The organism is Pseudomonas sp. LBUM1673 (genome assembly GCF_059695645.1).
In genome coordinates this window covers 3,371,472-3,386,141 of record NZ_CP166780.1, presented here as the reverse complement: position 1 = coordinate 3,386,141, position 14,670 = coordinate 3,371,472, and the positions used below count along the sequence as shown (strand labels likewise).

Sequence of the window (14,670 nt, the reverse complement as noted above, 5' to 3'; positions counted from 1 at the left end):
AGACACCACAGAACCCGGAGTAGTCCCGCATTTGGCCGAACCGCTGCCTTACTGCCGGCACTGATGCCTTGTTATAGTTCGGGCCTCATATTCTGCCCGGTAAAGGATTCCTGCCATGTCTCAATACACCGCCTTCAGCGTCGAACTGGCCGATAACATCGCCCATGTGCAGATCAACCGCCCGGAAAAGATCAATTCGATGAACGCTGCGTTCTGGAGCGAGATCATCGAGATTTTCCAGTGGATCGACGATACCGATGAAGTCCGGGTGGTGGTGCTCAGTGGCGCCGGCAAGCATTTTTCCTCCGGTATAGACCTGATGATGCTGGCCGGTGTGGCCAATCAACTGGGCAAGGATGTCGGTCGCAATGCGCGTCTGCTGCGGCGCAAGATCCTCGCGCTGCAAGCCTCGTTCAATGCCGTCGATAACTGCCGCAAACCAGTGCTGGCGGCGATTCAGGGGTATTGCCTGGGCGGCGCCATTGATCTGATTTCGGCCTGCGACATGCGTTACGCGGCCGAGGATGCGCAATTTTCCATCAAGGAAATCGACATCGGCATGGCGGCCGATGTGGGCACTTTGCAACGCTTGCCGCGGATCATCGGTGACGGCATGCTGCGTGAATTGGCTTACACTGGTCGCACCTTTGGCGCCTTTGATGCGCGCAACATTGGCCTGGTCAATCGCGTCTACAGCGACACCGCCGGCCTGCTTGAAGGCGTGATGGGCATTGCCCGTGAGATCGCCGGCAAGTCGCCGATTGCCGTCACCGGTACCAAAGAGATGATCAGCTATATGCGCGATCATCGCATCGACGACGGTCTCGAATACGTCGCCACCTGGAACGCCGCCATGCTGCAATCCACCGATCTGCGCGTGGCCATGGCCGCCCATATGAGCAAACAGAAACCCGAATTTCTGGATTGATTAACCATGACTTCACGCTGGACCACTGCAGTACTGGACACCGATCAACCCGGCGGTTGGGCCGTGGCGCGCAGCCCCGAAGGTTTTTTGTTCGATGACAATGGCGCGCTGTTTCCACGGGAATGGCTCAAGCGTCAGGAGCTGTCGATTCTTGCCGAGCATGGCATAGGGCACCTGGATGGCGAGCCGGTCTACCTGCTGGAGCTGCGCAGCCACAGCGAAGTATCGGGCTGTAACTGGAAAGGTCTGCGGGCGTTCATGCTCGACAGCGATCACACCGTCTACAAGGTGCTTGGCTATGCCGCACAAATCGGCACCTGGGCCCGTGAGCACCGTTTTTGCGGCAACTGTGGGCAGGTGATGATCCAGCTGCCGCGTGAGCGGGCGATGTACTGCGAACCGTGCGATTTACGCCACTATCCGCGCATTTCACCGAGCATGATCGTGCTGGTGACCCGTGGTGACGAGGTTTTGCTGGCCCGTTCGCCACGGTTTGTCACTGGGGTCTATAGCACGTTGGCGGGGTTTGCCGAGCCGGGTGAGTCGGCCGAGGACTGCCTGATTCGCGAGGTCCGCGAAGAGGTGCAGATCGAGGTCAAGAATATCCAGTACATGGGCAGTCAGTGCTGGCCGTTTCCCCATTCGATGATGCTCGGTTTTCACGCCGAGTACGCCGCAGGGGAGATTGTCTGCCAGGAAGACGAGATCGAAGATGCCCAGTGGTTCAACGTGCACGAGCTGCCGCCGTTGCCGGCGTCGCGCTCGATTGCCCGTTACCTGATCGACGTTTACGTGGCGCGGCGCTTAGGCCACGCTGAACCAGTGCTGCCAGGCTAACCGGACGGTCAAGCCGAGCACCACGGTGATGAACACCGGGCGAATGAATTTCGCACCGCCGTTGATGGCGGTGCGCGCGCCGAAGAAGGCGCCGATCATCACCGACAAGCCCATGCTCAGGCCGATGATCCAGTCCACCTGCCCGGAAAATATGAACACCGACAGCGCCGCGATGTTGCTGACGAAGTTCATGCTGCGCGCCACGCCGCTGGCCTTGACCAGGTCGATGGGGTAGAGCAACAGGCTGCTGACGGTCCAGAACGCACCTGTTCCAGGGCCGGCCACGCCGTCGTAGAAGCCGAGGCTGAAGCCTTGGGTCGATTGCCACTTTTTCTTGATCGGTGCGTCGCTGTCCAGCGGCGCCTTCGGCGTGCCGCCGAACAACAGGTACAGGCCGCAGGCGAAAACGATTACCGGCAGCATCTTGTTCAGCCATTCCGCCGGCAAGTAATGAGCGACGATGGCGCCGGTGAGTGCACCCACCAGCGTGCCGACGATGGCGTGCATCCATTGGCGTGGATGGAACAGTTTGCGCCGGTAGAAGGTGAAGCTGGCAATGGCCGAGCCGAAGGTCGAACTGAGTTTGTTGGTGCCCAGCACCAGGTGCGGCGGCAGGCCAGCGGTCAGCAGCGCCGGGGTGGTCAACAGACCGCCACCGCCAGCGATGGCGTCGATGAAACCGGCAATGAAAGCGACAAGGGCCAGAACGGCCAGGGTGGTGAGGTCAACACTGAGTTCGAAAGGCATGAAATGGGCTTATTTGGCAGGGCGCAGGAAAGGGCTGCGGGAAGGGCTGGTATCTTACCCACATCCAAACTCTGCGGCGACCCGTCTGGCTCATTCGCGGGCAAGCCTCGCTCCTACAGGTGATGCATGTGCCCTTGTAGGAGCGAGGCTTGCCCACGAAGACGTTAGCCCAGACGACACATTATTTGTGCTGCGGCCCATTACCGATCTGCCACACAAACGGCGGCTCAGTCCCGTTAATCGCCCAGTCCCCGACAATCCGCGCCTTGTAGATCACCGGATTGTGCGAAGACACGGTCCGGGCATTACGCCAGTGCCGATCCAGCGATTTGCCTTCGCGAACATCGGATGCCCCAAGGGCATTGAACAGCGTCGTGGTGGCCCTCTGGATCAACTCCGAGACCACCACCTGAGCCCTGGCCGATTCGATTTCCGCCGCCACATTCGCCGCGCGCTCCAGCGCTTCATCCCCCGAGAAACGCGCCAGATAAGCCCGCTGCGCCGGTTGCGCAGCCTTCAAGGCGCTGGCCTCGGCCGCATACACCCACGCCGCCACCTCACCGACAACCTGCTGCACTTGCGAATCCTCGCTGACCCGCTGTGCATTGCCGTGGCTGTAGATGCGTTTTCGCTCGCGCACCTGATGCGCCACATCGCGCAACGCAGCGCGGCCAATCCCGGCCAGGGTCGCCAGCAGCACCAACTGATAAAACGCCGTCTGGTATTTGAAGCGGGTGGCGAAGTCGATGATGTTCTCGGCGTCCACCTCGGCCTCGGTAAACCGCGAGGTGCCGCTGCCGGTGGTGCGCTGACCGAAACCGTCCCAGTCATCACTCTGCACGATCCCGGGTTGGTGTGTGCGGACGGCGGCAATCACATCGCCGCCGGTATCGCTGCGCTGGGCGTACACGTCGATCCAGTCAGAGAAAATGCTGCCGGTGCTGTAGAACTTCTCACCGTTGAGCTGCCACTGATCGCCGTGGGGCGAGACTTTGGTGATCACATCGCCGATCGCCACGGCGCCGATTTCGGTCCAGGCATTGCCGACGAGGTCACCGTCGACAAAGCGTTTGAACCACAGATCCCGGTCTGGCCCCGGTGGTGAGTTCAAACGATCCTCGGCAAAGGCGAAATGCCCGCGCAGGGCTTGCGGCACGTTGGAATCGGCTTCGGCCAGTTCGATCAGCAGCTCGAACAACTGTGGCAAGGACGCGCCGCCACCGCCATATTCCACCGGAACCCGCACCGCGCCGAAGCCAGATTCCTTGAGCCATTGAATCGGCTCGTACGGCAGGCTGCGGCTTTGTTCGCGCTCAACGGCACCGGCGGCGATGCGTTGGAAAATCGGCCGAAAACGTTCGGCTAGTGTTTCATAGTCAGTACCGGTGGACAGCGGGTTGATGACTTGATGTTCGGTCATGGGACAGCTCCTTGGCTTGGTAAAAAAGCTCGGCAGTAAAAGGCGTTGCATGCCAGGGGCGATTGCACGGTCCATGCCGAAGCTCGCAGGCCATGGTTTATTGGATGTCGTGGATTTCGGCGTGGCCTGAATTGTTGCTGTGCCAACAGTGCATCAGCAAATTGCCTTAGGCACACCCAGATCCCTGTGGGAGCGGGCTTGCTCGCGAAAGCGGTATGTCAGCCAATTAAGATGTTGAATGTTGAACCGACTTCGCGAGCAAGCCCGCTCCCACAGGTACCTCGCTCCACTCAAGACGGTCGTGTCACAAACCGCGATTCAAGCGCTGGCACGGTTGCTGCTCTGACCTCAGGACTTCCCTGAAAACCCGAGGACACGCCAATGAGTCAGCAAGCCGTCAAATTTGCCTACTGGGTACCGAATGTCAGTGGCGGGCTGGTGGTCAGCAAGATCGAGCAGCGCACCCACTGGGGCATCGACTACAACCGCACACTGGCGCAACTGGCCGAAGAGGCGGGGTTCGAATATGCCCTGACCCAGATTCGTTTCACCGCCGGTTATGGTGCCGAGTTCCAGCATGAATCCGTTGCCTTCAGCCACGCGCTGTTGGCGGCGACCAGCAAACTGAAAGTGATCGCGGCGATCCTGCCGGGGCCATGGCAGCCGGCGCTGGCGGCCAAACAACTGGCAACCATTGATCAACTCACCAATGGCCGGGTGGCAGTGAATATTGTCAGCGGTTGGTTCAAGGGCGAGTTTCAGGCCATCGGCGAACACTGGCTGGAGCACGACGAGCGTTATCGCCGTTCCGAAGAATTTATCCGCGCACTCAAGGGCATCTGGACCCAGGACAACTTCACCTTTCGCGGTGATTTCTACCGCTTCGACAACTACAGCCTGAAACCCAAGCCGCTGGGCCAGCCGGAAGTCTTCCAGGGCGGCAGTTCCCGTGCGGCCCGGGATATGGCGGCGCGGGTTTCAGACTGGTACTTCACCAACGGCAACACCCCCGAAGGCATCAAGGCTCAGGTTGACGACATCCGCACGAAAGCGGCCGCGAACAATCATTCGGTGAAGGTTGGGGTGAATGCGTTCGTCATCGCCCGCGACACCGAAGAAGAGGCGCGGGCGGTGCTGGCGCAGATCATCGATCAGGCCGACCCGGAGGCCGTGAACGCCTTTGGCGATGCGGCCAAGCAGGCGGGCAGGGCGTCGCCGGAGGGCGAGGGCAACTGGGCCAAATCGACGTTTGAAGATCTGGTGCAATACAACGACGGCTTCAAGACCAACCTGATCGGCACACCGCAGCAAATTGCCGAGCGGATTGTCGCGTTGAAAACCGTGGGCGTGGATCTGGTGCTGGCAGGGTTTCTGCACTTTCAGGAAGAGGTGGAATACTTCGGCAAACGGGTGTTGCCGTTGGTGCGGGAGCTGGAGGCCAAGGCGGCCATCAAGCATCAGACCGCGGTAGCCTGAACACCATAAAACCCTGTGGGAGCCGGGCTTGCCCGCTCCCACATGGATCTCGGTGAAGTTACAGGCCCAAGTCAGACAATCCCGGGTGATCATCCGGCCGGCGGCCCAGCGGCCAGTGGAACTTGCGGTCGCTTTCCTTGATCGGCATGTCGTTGATACAGGCGTAGCGGTTGAACATCAGGCCGTTCTCGTCGAACTCCCAGTTCTCGTTGCCGTAGGAGCGGAACCAGTTGCCCGAGTCGTCGTGCCATTCGTAGGCGTAACGCACGGCGATGCGGTTGTCGCCATGGGCCCAGAGTTCCTTGATCAGTCGGTAGTCCAGTTCCTTGGCCCATTTACGGGTCAGAAAACCTTTGGCTTGTTCGCGGTTGTGGACGAACTCGGCGCGGTTACGCCACTGGGTGTCCAGGGTGTAGGCCAGGGACACCCGTTCCGGGTCGCGGGAGTTCCAGCCGTCTTCGGCCAGGCGAACTTTTTCGATGGCTGACTCACGGGAAAACGGCGGCAATGGCGGACGAATTTCGCCAGTAGACATATAAGGTCTTCCTATCAAATTAACGTTCAGGCAAGTTGTCGGGCTTATTGAAAGTGTTACAGGTCCAATAACTTTCGCGCCATGCATTGCGCATGATCGGCGGCACTGTGATCACCCATTACAAGCGCTACGGTAATGGCACCGTCGATCAGGATCAGCAGCTGTCTGGCCAGCATCTGCGGGTCTTTTGCGCCATGTTCGGTACAGAGCTCGCGCACGTAGTCGAGCAGTTTTTGTTTGTGGTCTTTGGCGACCAGGCGAACCGGGTCTTGCGCATCGCCGGTTTCGCCGCTGGTGTTGATGAATGCGCAGCCACGGAAGCCTTCGGAGGCGAACCAGGCCTTGAGCACGGTAAACAGGTTGAGTAGCCGGCCGGCCGGGGTTTGTGCCTTGCCGACTTCGCTTCGATACCAGTGCATCCAGCGCACATCGCGGCGTTGCAGGGCCGCGACGACAAGCTCCTCCTTGTTGGCGAAGTAGCGGTAAATACTTTTTCTGGAGACGCCGGCGGTTTTCACCAGAAGATCCATGCCGGTGGCAGCGATGCCACTTTTGTAGATCAACTTTTCGGTGACATCCAGAATGATGTCGCGTGTGTCGCTGCTAGTGATTTCGTTCATGTGGCGGACAGTAGAATGATCGTTCTTCATGGTCAAGCGGTTATTTTTGGTGCCTATGAGATTGCCTTCGCGAGCAAGCCCGCTCCCACAGGGGAACGCATTTCAAATGTGGGAGCGGGCTTGCTCGCGAAGGGGTCTTTACAGACACTAACAAGACCCAAGGCAATCCATGGTGTAAGCTCTCGGGTTCTTCGGATTCGACCCTTTGCGAGCCCTATGCCGTCGCTTTTCAAACGCTCTCTGCTGCCTAAACTGCGCAGTTTTCCGCTGACCGCCGATGCCGTCACCATCCTCTCTGGCGCTGCCGAGTTCCGACGTTGCCTGCTGGAGCAGATCGCTCAGGCAACCCGGCGTATCTATATCGTCGCGCTGTACCTGCAACAGGACGAAGCCGGCCAGGAAATCCTCGATGCCCTGCACGCCGCCAAACTGGCCCGTCCGGAACTGGACGTCGTGGTTGTGGTGGACTGGCTGCGCGCCCAGCGTGGTTTGATCGGTGCCGGCAAGCAGCCGGGCAACTCGGCCTGGTATCAGGAGACGACCCGCACCCACGAAAGCGAAGTGCCGGTGTACGGCGTGCCGGTGCAGACCCGCGAGCTGTTCGGCGTGCTGCATTTGAAGGGTTTCGTGATCGACGATTGCGTGATCTACAGCGGCGCGAGCCTGAACAACGTTTACCTGCATAAATTCGACAAGTACCGTTTCGACCGCTATCACCTGCTGCAGAACCACGCGCTGGCCGATTCGATGCAGCACCTGATTCAGCACGGTCTGATCGCCTCCAAAGCGGTGCATCGCCTCGACCTGCCGAACCTGCCGACCACCCGCAGCCTGCGCAACGACATCGGTGACCTGCGCAGCCGTCTCAAGCACGCGGCGTACGACACTACGCAGGGCAGCATGGCGAAGGGCGGCTTATCGGTCAGTCCTTTGCTCGGTGTGGGCAAGAACAACCCGTTGAGCCGGGTGATCTGCGAGCTGATCGCCAGCACGCAACATCAGCTGACCATCTGCACGCCGTACTTCAACCTGCCGCTGGCAGTGACCCGGGAAATCAACCGGGCCTTGGCTCGCGGCGTGAAGATCGATATCGTCGTCGGCGACAAAACCGCCAACGACTTCTACATTCCGCCCAGCGAGCCGTTCAAGGTGATCGCGGCGCTGCCGTACCTCTACGAGATCAGCCTGCGGCGCTTCGCCAAGCGTCATCAGCGCAGCATCGACAGTGGCAAGTTGAACCTGCATTTGTGGAAGGATGGCGACAACACCTATCACCTCAAGGGCATGTGGATCGATCAGCGCTACACCTTGCTGACCGGCAACAACCTCAACCCGCGGGCGTTTCGTCTCGACCTGGAAAACGCGTTGCTGATCGATGATCCGAAAGGGGAGCTGCTGGAGCCGCGTGGCAATGAACTGGCGGAGATTTTCCGGCACACCCGGCGTATTGAGCGCTATCAGGATCTGGAAACGCTGCCGGATTACCCGGCGGGGGTGGCCAAGTTTCTCAAGCGCGTGAGTCGGGTGCGGATCGAGCGGTTGTTGTATCGGATTTTGTGAGAGTTAACACGGCGGGGCGGGGGTGTTGCCGGTGAGTACGCCTTCGCGAGCAAGCCTGCTCCCACAGTGGATTTGAGTCGATGCACAATTGTGTGACCGACACATAACCCACTGTGGGAGCGGGCTTGCTCGCGAAAGCGGAGTGTCAGGCGACATCAATGTTGACTGTTATCCCGCTGCTACAGGGATCTGCGCCGGGCTGAGGCTGCGCTAATATGCCCACCACTCAAACAAGAACAGGGCTTGCAACACGCAATGTCGGAAAAAGACACCATCGCCATTCAACTGGTGCGTGAAGCACTGTTGCAAAGTTGCGCCCCGGGGGTCGCCACCGAAGAGGTGTTGAACAAGGTTGGCATCGATCCGGCGCTGCTGGAAACCACCGATGCCCGGGTTCCGGCCACCGCGTACGCGCGGCTGTGGCGCTTGCTGGCCCAGCGCCGGGACGATGAGTTTTTTGGCATGGACCCGCGCAAGCTCAAGTCCGGCAGCCTCGAGTTTCTGTGTCGTTGCTCCATGGTTCAGCCGACCCTGGCCGCCGGGCTGACGTCGGGCCTGAGCTTTCTGTCGTTGATGCTTGAGCGCATGCCTGCGCAGTTGGTTCGCCAGCAAAGCCTGGCAGAAATCGTCCTGCTGGAGGACGACGAAGACCCGCGCCGCGCCTTCACCTATTTCACTTACTGGATGATCGTCCACGGCGTTGCCTGCTGGCTGGCGGGGCGGCGTATTCCGATCCTGGCCATTGAGTTGCGTTGCCCGGCGCCGGATTTTTGCGATGACTATCAGGTGATGTTCTCCGAGAACCTGCGATTCGACCGGCCGCGCACGCGGATGATTTTTTCCGCTGACTGCCTGGACTTGCCGATCAAGCGCAGCCCTGAAGAACTCAAGCGATTCCTCGCCCATGCGCCGGCGAATATTCTGGTCAAGTATCGCGATCCTGAGAGCCTGGCCAGTCGTATCAAACACGATTTGCGGCAACTGCCCGCCGAGCATTGGCCGGAAACCGAGGCGCTGGCGCAGCAACTGTGCATGTCAGCCTCGACCCTGCGCCGCCGCCTGGCTGAAGAGGGCCAGACCTATCAGGGGCTCAAGGACAGTGTGCGCAAGGAATTGGCCATCGTCTGGCTGGCCGAACCGGCCATCAGCTTCGCCGAAATCGCCACCCGTTTAGGGTTTGCCGATACCAGCTCGTTCTACAAGGCGTTTCGTAAGTGGTCGGGGTCTAATCCGGGGCATTATCGGAGTTTGATTCTTAACGAGGCGAGCTGATCCGGATTGTGTGGTGCCTGATCTGGCGCCATCGCGGGCAAGCCCGCTCCCACAGTGAAATTGTGTCTGCCCACCTATTTGCAACCCACACAAAACTTATGTGGGAGCGGGCTTGCTCGCGAAGGCGTCAGCCCAGGCGACGCATTCCTTGAACCTTGGCCAAACCAGTCACACAACTTGATAGCTTTGACCATTGTCCCGCTCCCCGCGCAGAGCGAGTATTTCCCTGTTATTTACGGTTCCCCAACCTAATAAAAATACACAGGGATTCTGGCAATGCGCGATTACTTGTCTGCCACGTCACAGTTCAATTATCAGCACACCGTCGAGGCCGCGCTCACAGGGTCGTTGAGCGCGCTCAACGCCTGCGTCGAGTGTTGCGACCGGCATGCCTTGCCGGGGCGCATCGCGCTGTTCTGGGAAGGCCACGACGGCGCCAGCGCGACCTACACCTTCAGCGATTTGCAGGACAAAGCTGCACGCTTCGCCAATTTCCTCCTCGCGCAAGGCGTGAAGAAGGGCGATAAAGTCGCCGGTCTCTTGCCACGTAACATCGAATTGCTGATCACGGTATTTGCCACTTGGCGCATTGGCGCGGTCTATCAGCCGCTGTTTACGGCCTTCGGCCCCAAAGCCATCGAACACCGCCTGAGCAGTTCCGGCGCCAAACTGGTGGTCACCGACGCCGTCAACCGCCCGAAACTCGCTGAAGTGGCCGACTGCCCGACCATCGTCACCGTCGGCGGCCCCAAGGGCCAAGGTATTGTTCGGGGTGATTTCAGTTTCTGGGCCGAACTGGCCAACTACTCCAGCGTCTGCGAACCGGTACTGCTGACCGGCGAAGACCCGTTCCTGCTGATGTTCACCTCGGGCACCACCGGCCCGTCGAAAGCGCTGTCGGTGCCGCTCAAGGCAATCGTCGCGTTCCAGAGTTACACCCGTGACGCCGTAGACCTGCGCCCGGAAGACGCATTCTGGAACGTCGCCGATCCGGGCTGGGCCTACGGCATCTATTTCGGTGTCACCGGGCCGATGGCCATGGGGCATCCGATCACCTTTTACGATGGCCCGTTCACCCTCGAAAGCACCTGCCGGGTAATCAACAAATACGGGATCACCAACCTCACCGGGTCGCCGACGGCCTATCGCTTGCTGATTGCCGGTGGCGACGAATTCGCCCGTTCGATCAAGGGCAAGCTGCGCATCGTCAGCAGCGCCGGCGAGCCGCTGAACCCGGAGGTGATCCGCTGGTTCGCCGACAACCTCGGCGTGGTGATTCACGACCATTACGGCCAGACCGAGCTGGGCATGGTTTTGTGCAATCACCACGGTCTCGATCATCCGGTGCATGTCGGCGCTGCCGGTTTTGCCTCGCCGGGCCACCGCATCGTGGTACTCGACAACGAATACAAAGAACTGGGCGTCGGCCAGCCGGGCATTCTGGCCATCGACCGTACCCAGTCGCCGATGTGCTGGTTCGGCGGTTACGAAGGCGCACCGACCAAGGCCTTCGTCGGCAACTATTACTTGAGCGGCGACACCGTCGAGTGGAACCCGGACGGCAGCATCAGCTTCGTCGGCCGCAGTGACGATGTGATCACCACCTCTGGCTATCGCGTCGGCCCGTTCGACGTGGAAAGCGCGCTGATCGAACACCCTGCGGTGGTCGAAGCGGCGGTGGTCGGCAAACCCGACCCGGAACGCACCGAGCTGGTCAAAGCCTTCGTCGTGCTCAGCGCGCAATACCGTGCCGCGCCCGAGTTGGCCGAAGAACTGCGCCAACACGTGCGCAAGCGTCTGGCGGCGCACGCGTACCCCCGTGAAATCGAATTTGTCAGCGAATTGCCGAAAACCCCAAGCGGCAAATTGCAGCGCTTTATCTTGCGCAACCAAGAAATCGCCAAAGCTCAAGAGGCCGCGGCGAAGAACGTTTAAGCTTGAATCCAAGGAAACAAATGATGCAGATCGAAAACAAGGTTTTTCTCGTCACCGGCGGCGCATCCGGCCTCGGTGCCGCCACCGCTGAAATGCTGGTCGCCGCCGGTGCCAAGGTGATGCTGGTGGACATGAACGCCGAAGCCGTCGCGGCGCAGGCTGCACGTCTCGGTGCGCAAAGCGTGGTGGCCGACATCAGTAATGAAGCAGCGGCCGAAGCGGCGGTGCAGGCGACGGTCAAAGCGTTTGGCAGTCTCAATGGGCTGGTGAACTGCGCCGGCATCGTCCGTGGCGAGAAAATCCTCGGCAAGAACGGCCCCCATGCACTGGCCAGCTTCAGCCAGGTGATCAACGTCAACCTGATCGGCAGTTTCAACATGCTGCGCCTGGCCGCGGCGGCCATTACCGAAACCGAAGCCAATGAAGATGGCGAGCGCGGCGTGATCATCAACACCGCCTCGGTCGCGGTCTTCGACGGCCAGATCGGCCAGGCCGCGTATTCGGCCTCGAAAGGCGCGATTGCCAGCCTGACCTTGCCCGCTGCCCGTGAACTGGCGCGTTTCGGCATCCGTGTTATGACCATCGCCCCGGGCATTTTCGAAACGCCGATGATGGCCGGCATGACCCCGGAAGTTCGTGAGTCTTTGGCTGCAGGCGTGCCGTTTCCGCCGCGTCTGGGCAAGCCGAGCGAGTACGCCGCGCTGGTCAGGCATATCATAGAAAACAGCATGCTCAACGGCGAGGTGATCCGTCTCGACGGTGCCCTGCGCATGGCCGCGAAATAAGGAGGATTAGACATGACACTTTCCAACGATCCGATTGTTATTGTCAGCGCCGTCCGCACCCCAATGGGCGGTTTCCAGGGCGAGCTGAAAAGCCTGACCGCGCCGCAACTGGGCGCCGCAGCGATTCGTGCTGCCGTCGAGCGCGCCGGTATCACCCCTGAATCCGTAGAAGAAGTGCTGTTCGGCTGCGTACTCTCCGCCGGCCTCGGCCAGGCCCCGGCGCGGCAAGCGGCACTGGGTGCCGGGCTGGATAAATCGACCCGTTGCACAACGCTGAACAAGATGTGCGGCTCAGGCATGGAAGCCACGATCCTGGCCCACGACATGCTGATCGCCGGCAGTGCCGATGTGGTGGTCGCCGGTGGCATGGAAAGCATGTCCAACGCGCCGTACCTGCTGGACCGCGCCCGCAGTGGCTACCGCATGGGCCATGGCCGGGTGCTCGATCACATGTTCCTCGACGGCCTCGAAGACGCTTACGACAAGGGCCGCCTGATGGGCACCTTTGCCGAGGATTGCGCCGAAACCAACGGTTTCAGTCGCGAAGCTCAGGACGCCTTTGCCATTGCTTCGACCACCCGCGCCCAACAGGCGATCACGGACGGCAGCTTCAACGCCGAGATCGTGCCGCTCACTGTGACCGTCGGCAAAGAGCAAGTGCTGATCAGTCATGACGAACAACCGCCGAAAGCCAAACTGGACAAGATCGCCTCGCTGAAACCGGCGTTCCGCGATGGCGGCACCGTGACAGCGGCGAACTCCAGCTCGATCTCCGATGGCGCAGCGGCACTGGTGTTGATGCGCCGTTCCGAAGCAGAGAAACAAGGTTTGAAACCGTTGGCAGTGATTCACGGCCATGCCGCGTTTGCCGATACTCCGGGGCTGTTTCCGGTGGCACCGGTGGGCGCGATCAAGAAGCTGATGAAGAAAACCGGCTGGTCCCTGGACGAAGTCGAGTTGTTCGAAGTCAACGAAGCCTTTGCGGTGGTGAGTCTGGTGACCATGACCAAACTGGAAATCCCCCACGAGAAGATCAACGTCCACGGCGGTGCCTGTGCCCTGGGCCACCCGATCGGTGCGTCTGGCGCGCGGATCCTCGTGACCCTGCTCTCGGCCCTGCGCCAAAAAGGCCTGAAACGCGGCGTTGCAGCGATCTGTATTGGCGGCGGTGAAGCCACGGCCATGGCTGTGGAATGCCTGTACTGAGGCTGACACCAATCCCTGTGGGAGCGGGCTGTGGCGAGGGGGCTTGCCCCCGTTCGACTGCGAAGCAGTCGTAAAACCAGCCACCACTTTCTAAATTCAAGATCGTGGTGACTGTTTTTAGGGGTGCTTCGCCCCCCAACGGGGGCAAGCCCCCTCGCCACATAAGCCCGCTCCCACAGGTCTTGCGTTTCAACTTGAATTTTAAGGACTTGGCATGATCCCCAATGACGAACAACTTCAGATCAGCGAAGCAGCCCGGCAGTTTGCCCAAGAGCGGCTGAAACCGTTCGCCGCCGAATGGGACCGCGAACATCGCTTCCCCAAGGAGGCCATCGGCGAGATGGCCGACCTGGGCTTTTTCGGCATGCTGGTGCCGGAGCAGTGGGGCGGTTGCGACACCGGTTACCTGGCCTACGCCATGGCCCTGGAAGAAATCGCCGCTGGCGACGGCGCCTGCTCGACCATCATGAGCGTGCACAACTCGGTGGGTTGCGTGCCGATCCTCAAGTTCGGCAACGACGATCAGAAAGAACGCTTCCTCAAGCCGCTGGCCAGCGGCGCGATGCTCGGTGCGTTTGCCCTGACCGAACCGCAAGCCGGCTCCGACGCCAGCAGCCTGAAAACCCGCGCCCGGCTCGACGGCGATCACTACGTACTCAACGGCTGCAAGCAGTTCATCACCTCCGGGCAGAACGCCGGGGTGGTGATTGTGTTTGCAGTGACTGACCCGAGTGCCGGCAAGCGTGGGATCACGGCGCTGATCGTGCCCACCGATTCGCCGGGTTATAAAGTCGCGCGAGTCGAAGACAAACTCGGTCAGCACGCCTCCGATACCTGCCAGATTCTGTTCGAAGACGTGAAAGTGCCGGTGGCCAATCGATTGGGTGAGGAGGGCGAAGGCTACAAGATCGCCTTGGCCAACCTCGAAGGCGGCCGTGTCGGGATCGCCTCGCAATCAGTGGGCATGGCCCGCGCCGCGTTCGAAGCGGCCCGTGACTACGCCCGTGAACGCGAAAGCTTCGGCAAGCCGATCATCGAACACCAGGCGGTAGCGTTTCGCTTGGCAGACATGGCAACCCAGATCGCCGTCGCCCGGCAGATGGTGCATTACGCGGCGGCGTTGCGCGACAGCGGCAAACCGGCGCTGGTCGAAGCATCCATGGCCAAGCTGTTCGCTTCGGAAATGGCCGAGAAGGTCTGCTCCTCGGCGTTGCAAACCCTTGGCGGTTACGGTTACCTGAACGATTTCCCGCTGGAGCGGATTTACCGCGACGTGCGGGTGTGCCAGATCTACGAAGGCACCAGCGATATTCAGCGCATGGTCATTTCGCGCAATCTTTGAGAAGGAA

The 14,670-nt window shown here is 60.5% G+C and carries 13 protein-coding genes; 9 read left to right on the top strand and 4 right to left on the bottom strand.

The genetic code is table 11. From position 1 onward, the window contains the following. Positions 1–115 precede the first annotated feature (115 nt). On the top strand, positions 116–928 hold the full coding sequence (locus ACA044_RS15570) for a crotonase/enoyl-CoA hydratase family protein (protein ID WP_497447140.1): 813 nt from the start codon (positions 116–118) through the stop codon (positions 926–928). Positions 929–934: 6 nt separating this feature from the next. Beyond that, on the top strand, positions 935–1,765 hold the full coding sequence (gene nudC, locus ACA044_RS15565; RefSeq protein WP_497447139.1) for an NAD(+) diphosphatase: 831 nt from the start codon (positions 935–937) through the stop codon (positions 1,763–1,765). On the opposite strand, the gene ACA044_RS15560 is transcribed toward nudC, so the two are convergent. Both ACA044_RS15560 and ACA044_RS15555 read right to left on the bottom strand, forming a co-directional pair. Further along, positions 1,733–2,512 carry a TSUP family transporter gene (locus ACA044_RS15560; protein ID WP_497447138.1) on the bottom strand — a complete coding sequence of 260 codons (780 nt, stop codon included), beginning with the start codon at positions 2,510–2,512 and terminating at the stop codon, positions 1,733–1,735. The two genes, nudC and ACA044_RS15560, sit on opposite strands and share 33 nt — an antisense overlap. Before the next feature lie 181 nt (positions 2,513–2,693). Continuing rightward, positions 2,694–3,932, bottom strand: a complete 1,239-nt coding sequence (locus tag ACA044_RS15555) for an acyl-CoA dehydrogenase family protein (RefSeq protein ID WP_497447137.1) — start codon at positions 3,930–3,932, stop codon at positions 2,694–2,696. A gap of 381 nt (positions 3,933–4,313) precedes the next feature. Between ACA044_RS15555 and sfnG the strand changes: the two genes are divergently transcribed. Continuing rightward, the gene (gene sfnG / locus ACA044_RS15550; protein WP_497447136.1) at positions 4,314–5,408 is read left to right on the top strand and encodes a dimethylsulfone monooxygenase SfnG; all 1,095 of its coding nucleotides are present in this window, start codon (positions 4,314–4,316) and stop codon (positions 5,406–5,408) included. Positions 5,409–5,466: 58 nt separating this feature from the next. Here the strand turns inward: sfnG and ACA044_RS15545 are convergent, their stop codons facing one another. Together ACA044_RS15545 and ACA044_RS15540 are read right to left on the bottom strand one after the other, a co-directional pair. Then, positions 5,467–5,943 carry a nuclear transport factor 2 family protein gene (locus tag ACA044_RS15545; protein WP_497447135.1) on the bottom strand — a complete coding sequence of 159 codons (477 nt, stop codon included), beginning with the start codon at positions 5,941–5,943 and terminating at the stop codon, positions 5,467–5,469. A gap of 56 nt (positions 5,944–5,999) precedes the next feature. Beyond that, positions 6,000–6,563 carry a TetR/AcrR family transcriptional regulator gene (locus ACA044_RS15540; protein ID WP_497447134.1) on the bottom strand — a complete coding sequence of 188 codons (564 nt, stop codon included), beginning with the start codon at positions 6,561–6,563 and terminating at the stop codon, positions 6,000–6,002. A 216-nt stretch (positions 6,564–6,779) separates the two neighbouring features. Here ACA044_RS15540 and pssA point away from each other — a divergent pair, with 216 nt between their 5' ends. The 6 genes from pssA to ACA044_RS15510 all read left to right on the top strand — a co-directional run bounded on the left by pssA (position 6,780) and on the right by ACA044_RS15510 (position 14,663). Beyond that, a complete protein-coding gene (pssA, locus tag ACA044_RS15535) occupies positions 6,780–8,123 on the top strand; it encodes a CDP-diacylglycerol--serine O-phosphatidyltransferase (RefSeq protein WP_497447133.1) in 1,344 nt (447 codons plus the stop codon). Positions 8,124–8,378: 255 nt separating this feature from the next. Continuing rightward, positions 8,379–9,395, top strand: a complete 1,017-nt coding sequence (locus ACA044_RS15530) for an AraC family transcriptional regulator (protein ID WP_497447230.1) — start codon at positions 8,379–8,381, stop codon at positions 9,393–9,395. A gap of 276 nt (positions 9,396–9,671) precedes the next feature. Beyond that, a complete protein-coding gene (locus ACA044_RS15525) occupies positions 9,672–11,330 on the top strand; it encodes an AMP-binding protein (protein ID WP_497447132.1) in 1,659 nt (552 codons plus the stop codon). Between the two features lie 23 nt (positions 11,331–11,353). Further along, positions 11,354–12,115 carry an SDR family NAD(P)-dependent oxidoreductase gene (locus tag ACA044_RS15520; RefSeq protein ID WP_497447229.1) on the top strand — a complete coding sequence of 254 codons (762 nt, stop codon included), beginning with the start codon at positions 11,354–11,356 and terminating at the stop codon, positions 12,113–12,115. Between the two features lie 12 nt (positions 12,116–12,127). Beyond that, positions 12,128–13,321, top strand: coding sequence for an acetyl-CoA C-acyltransferase (locus ACA044_RS15515; RefSeq protein ID WP_497447131.1), 1,194 nt, complete (start codon positions 12,128–12,130; stop codon positions 13,319–13,321). Between the two features lie 214 nt (positions 13,322–13,535). Further along, entirely contained in the window at positions 13,536–14,663 is a 1,128-nt protein-coding gene (locus ACA044_RS15510; protein WP_448724205.1) for an acyl-CoA dehydrogenase, read from the top strand. Positions 14,664–14,670: the final 7 nt, after the last annotated feature.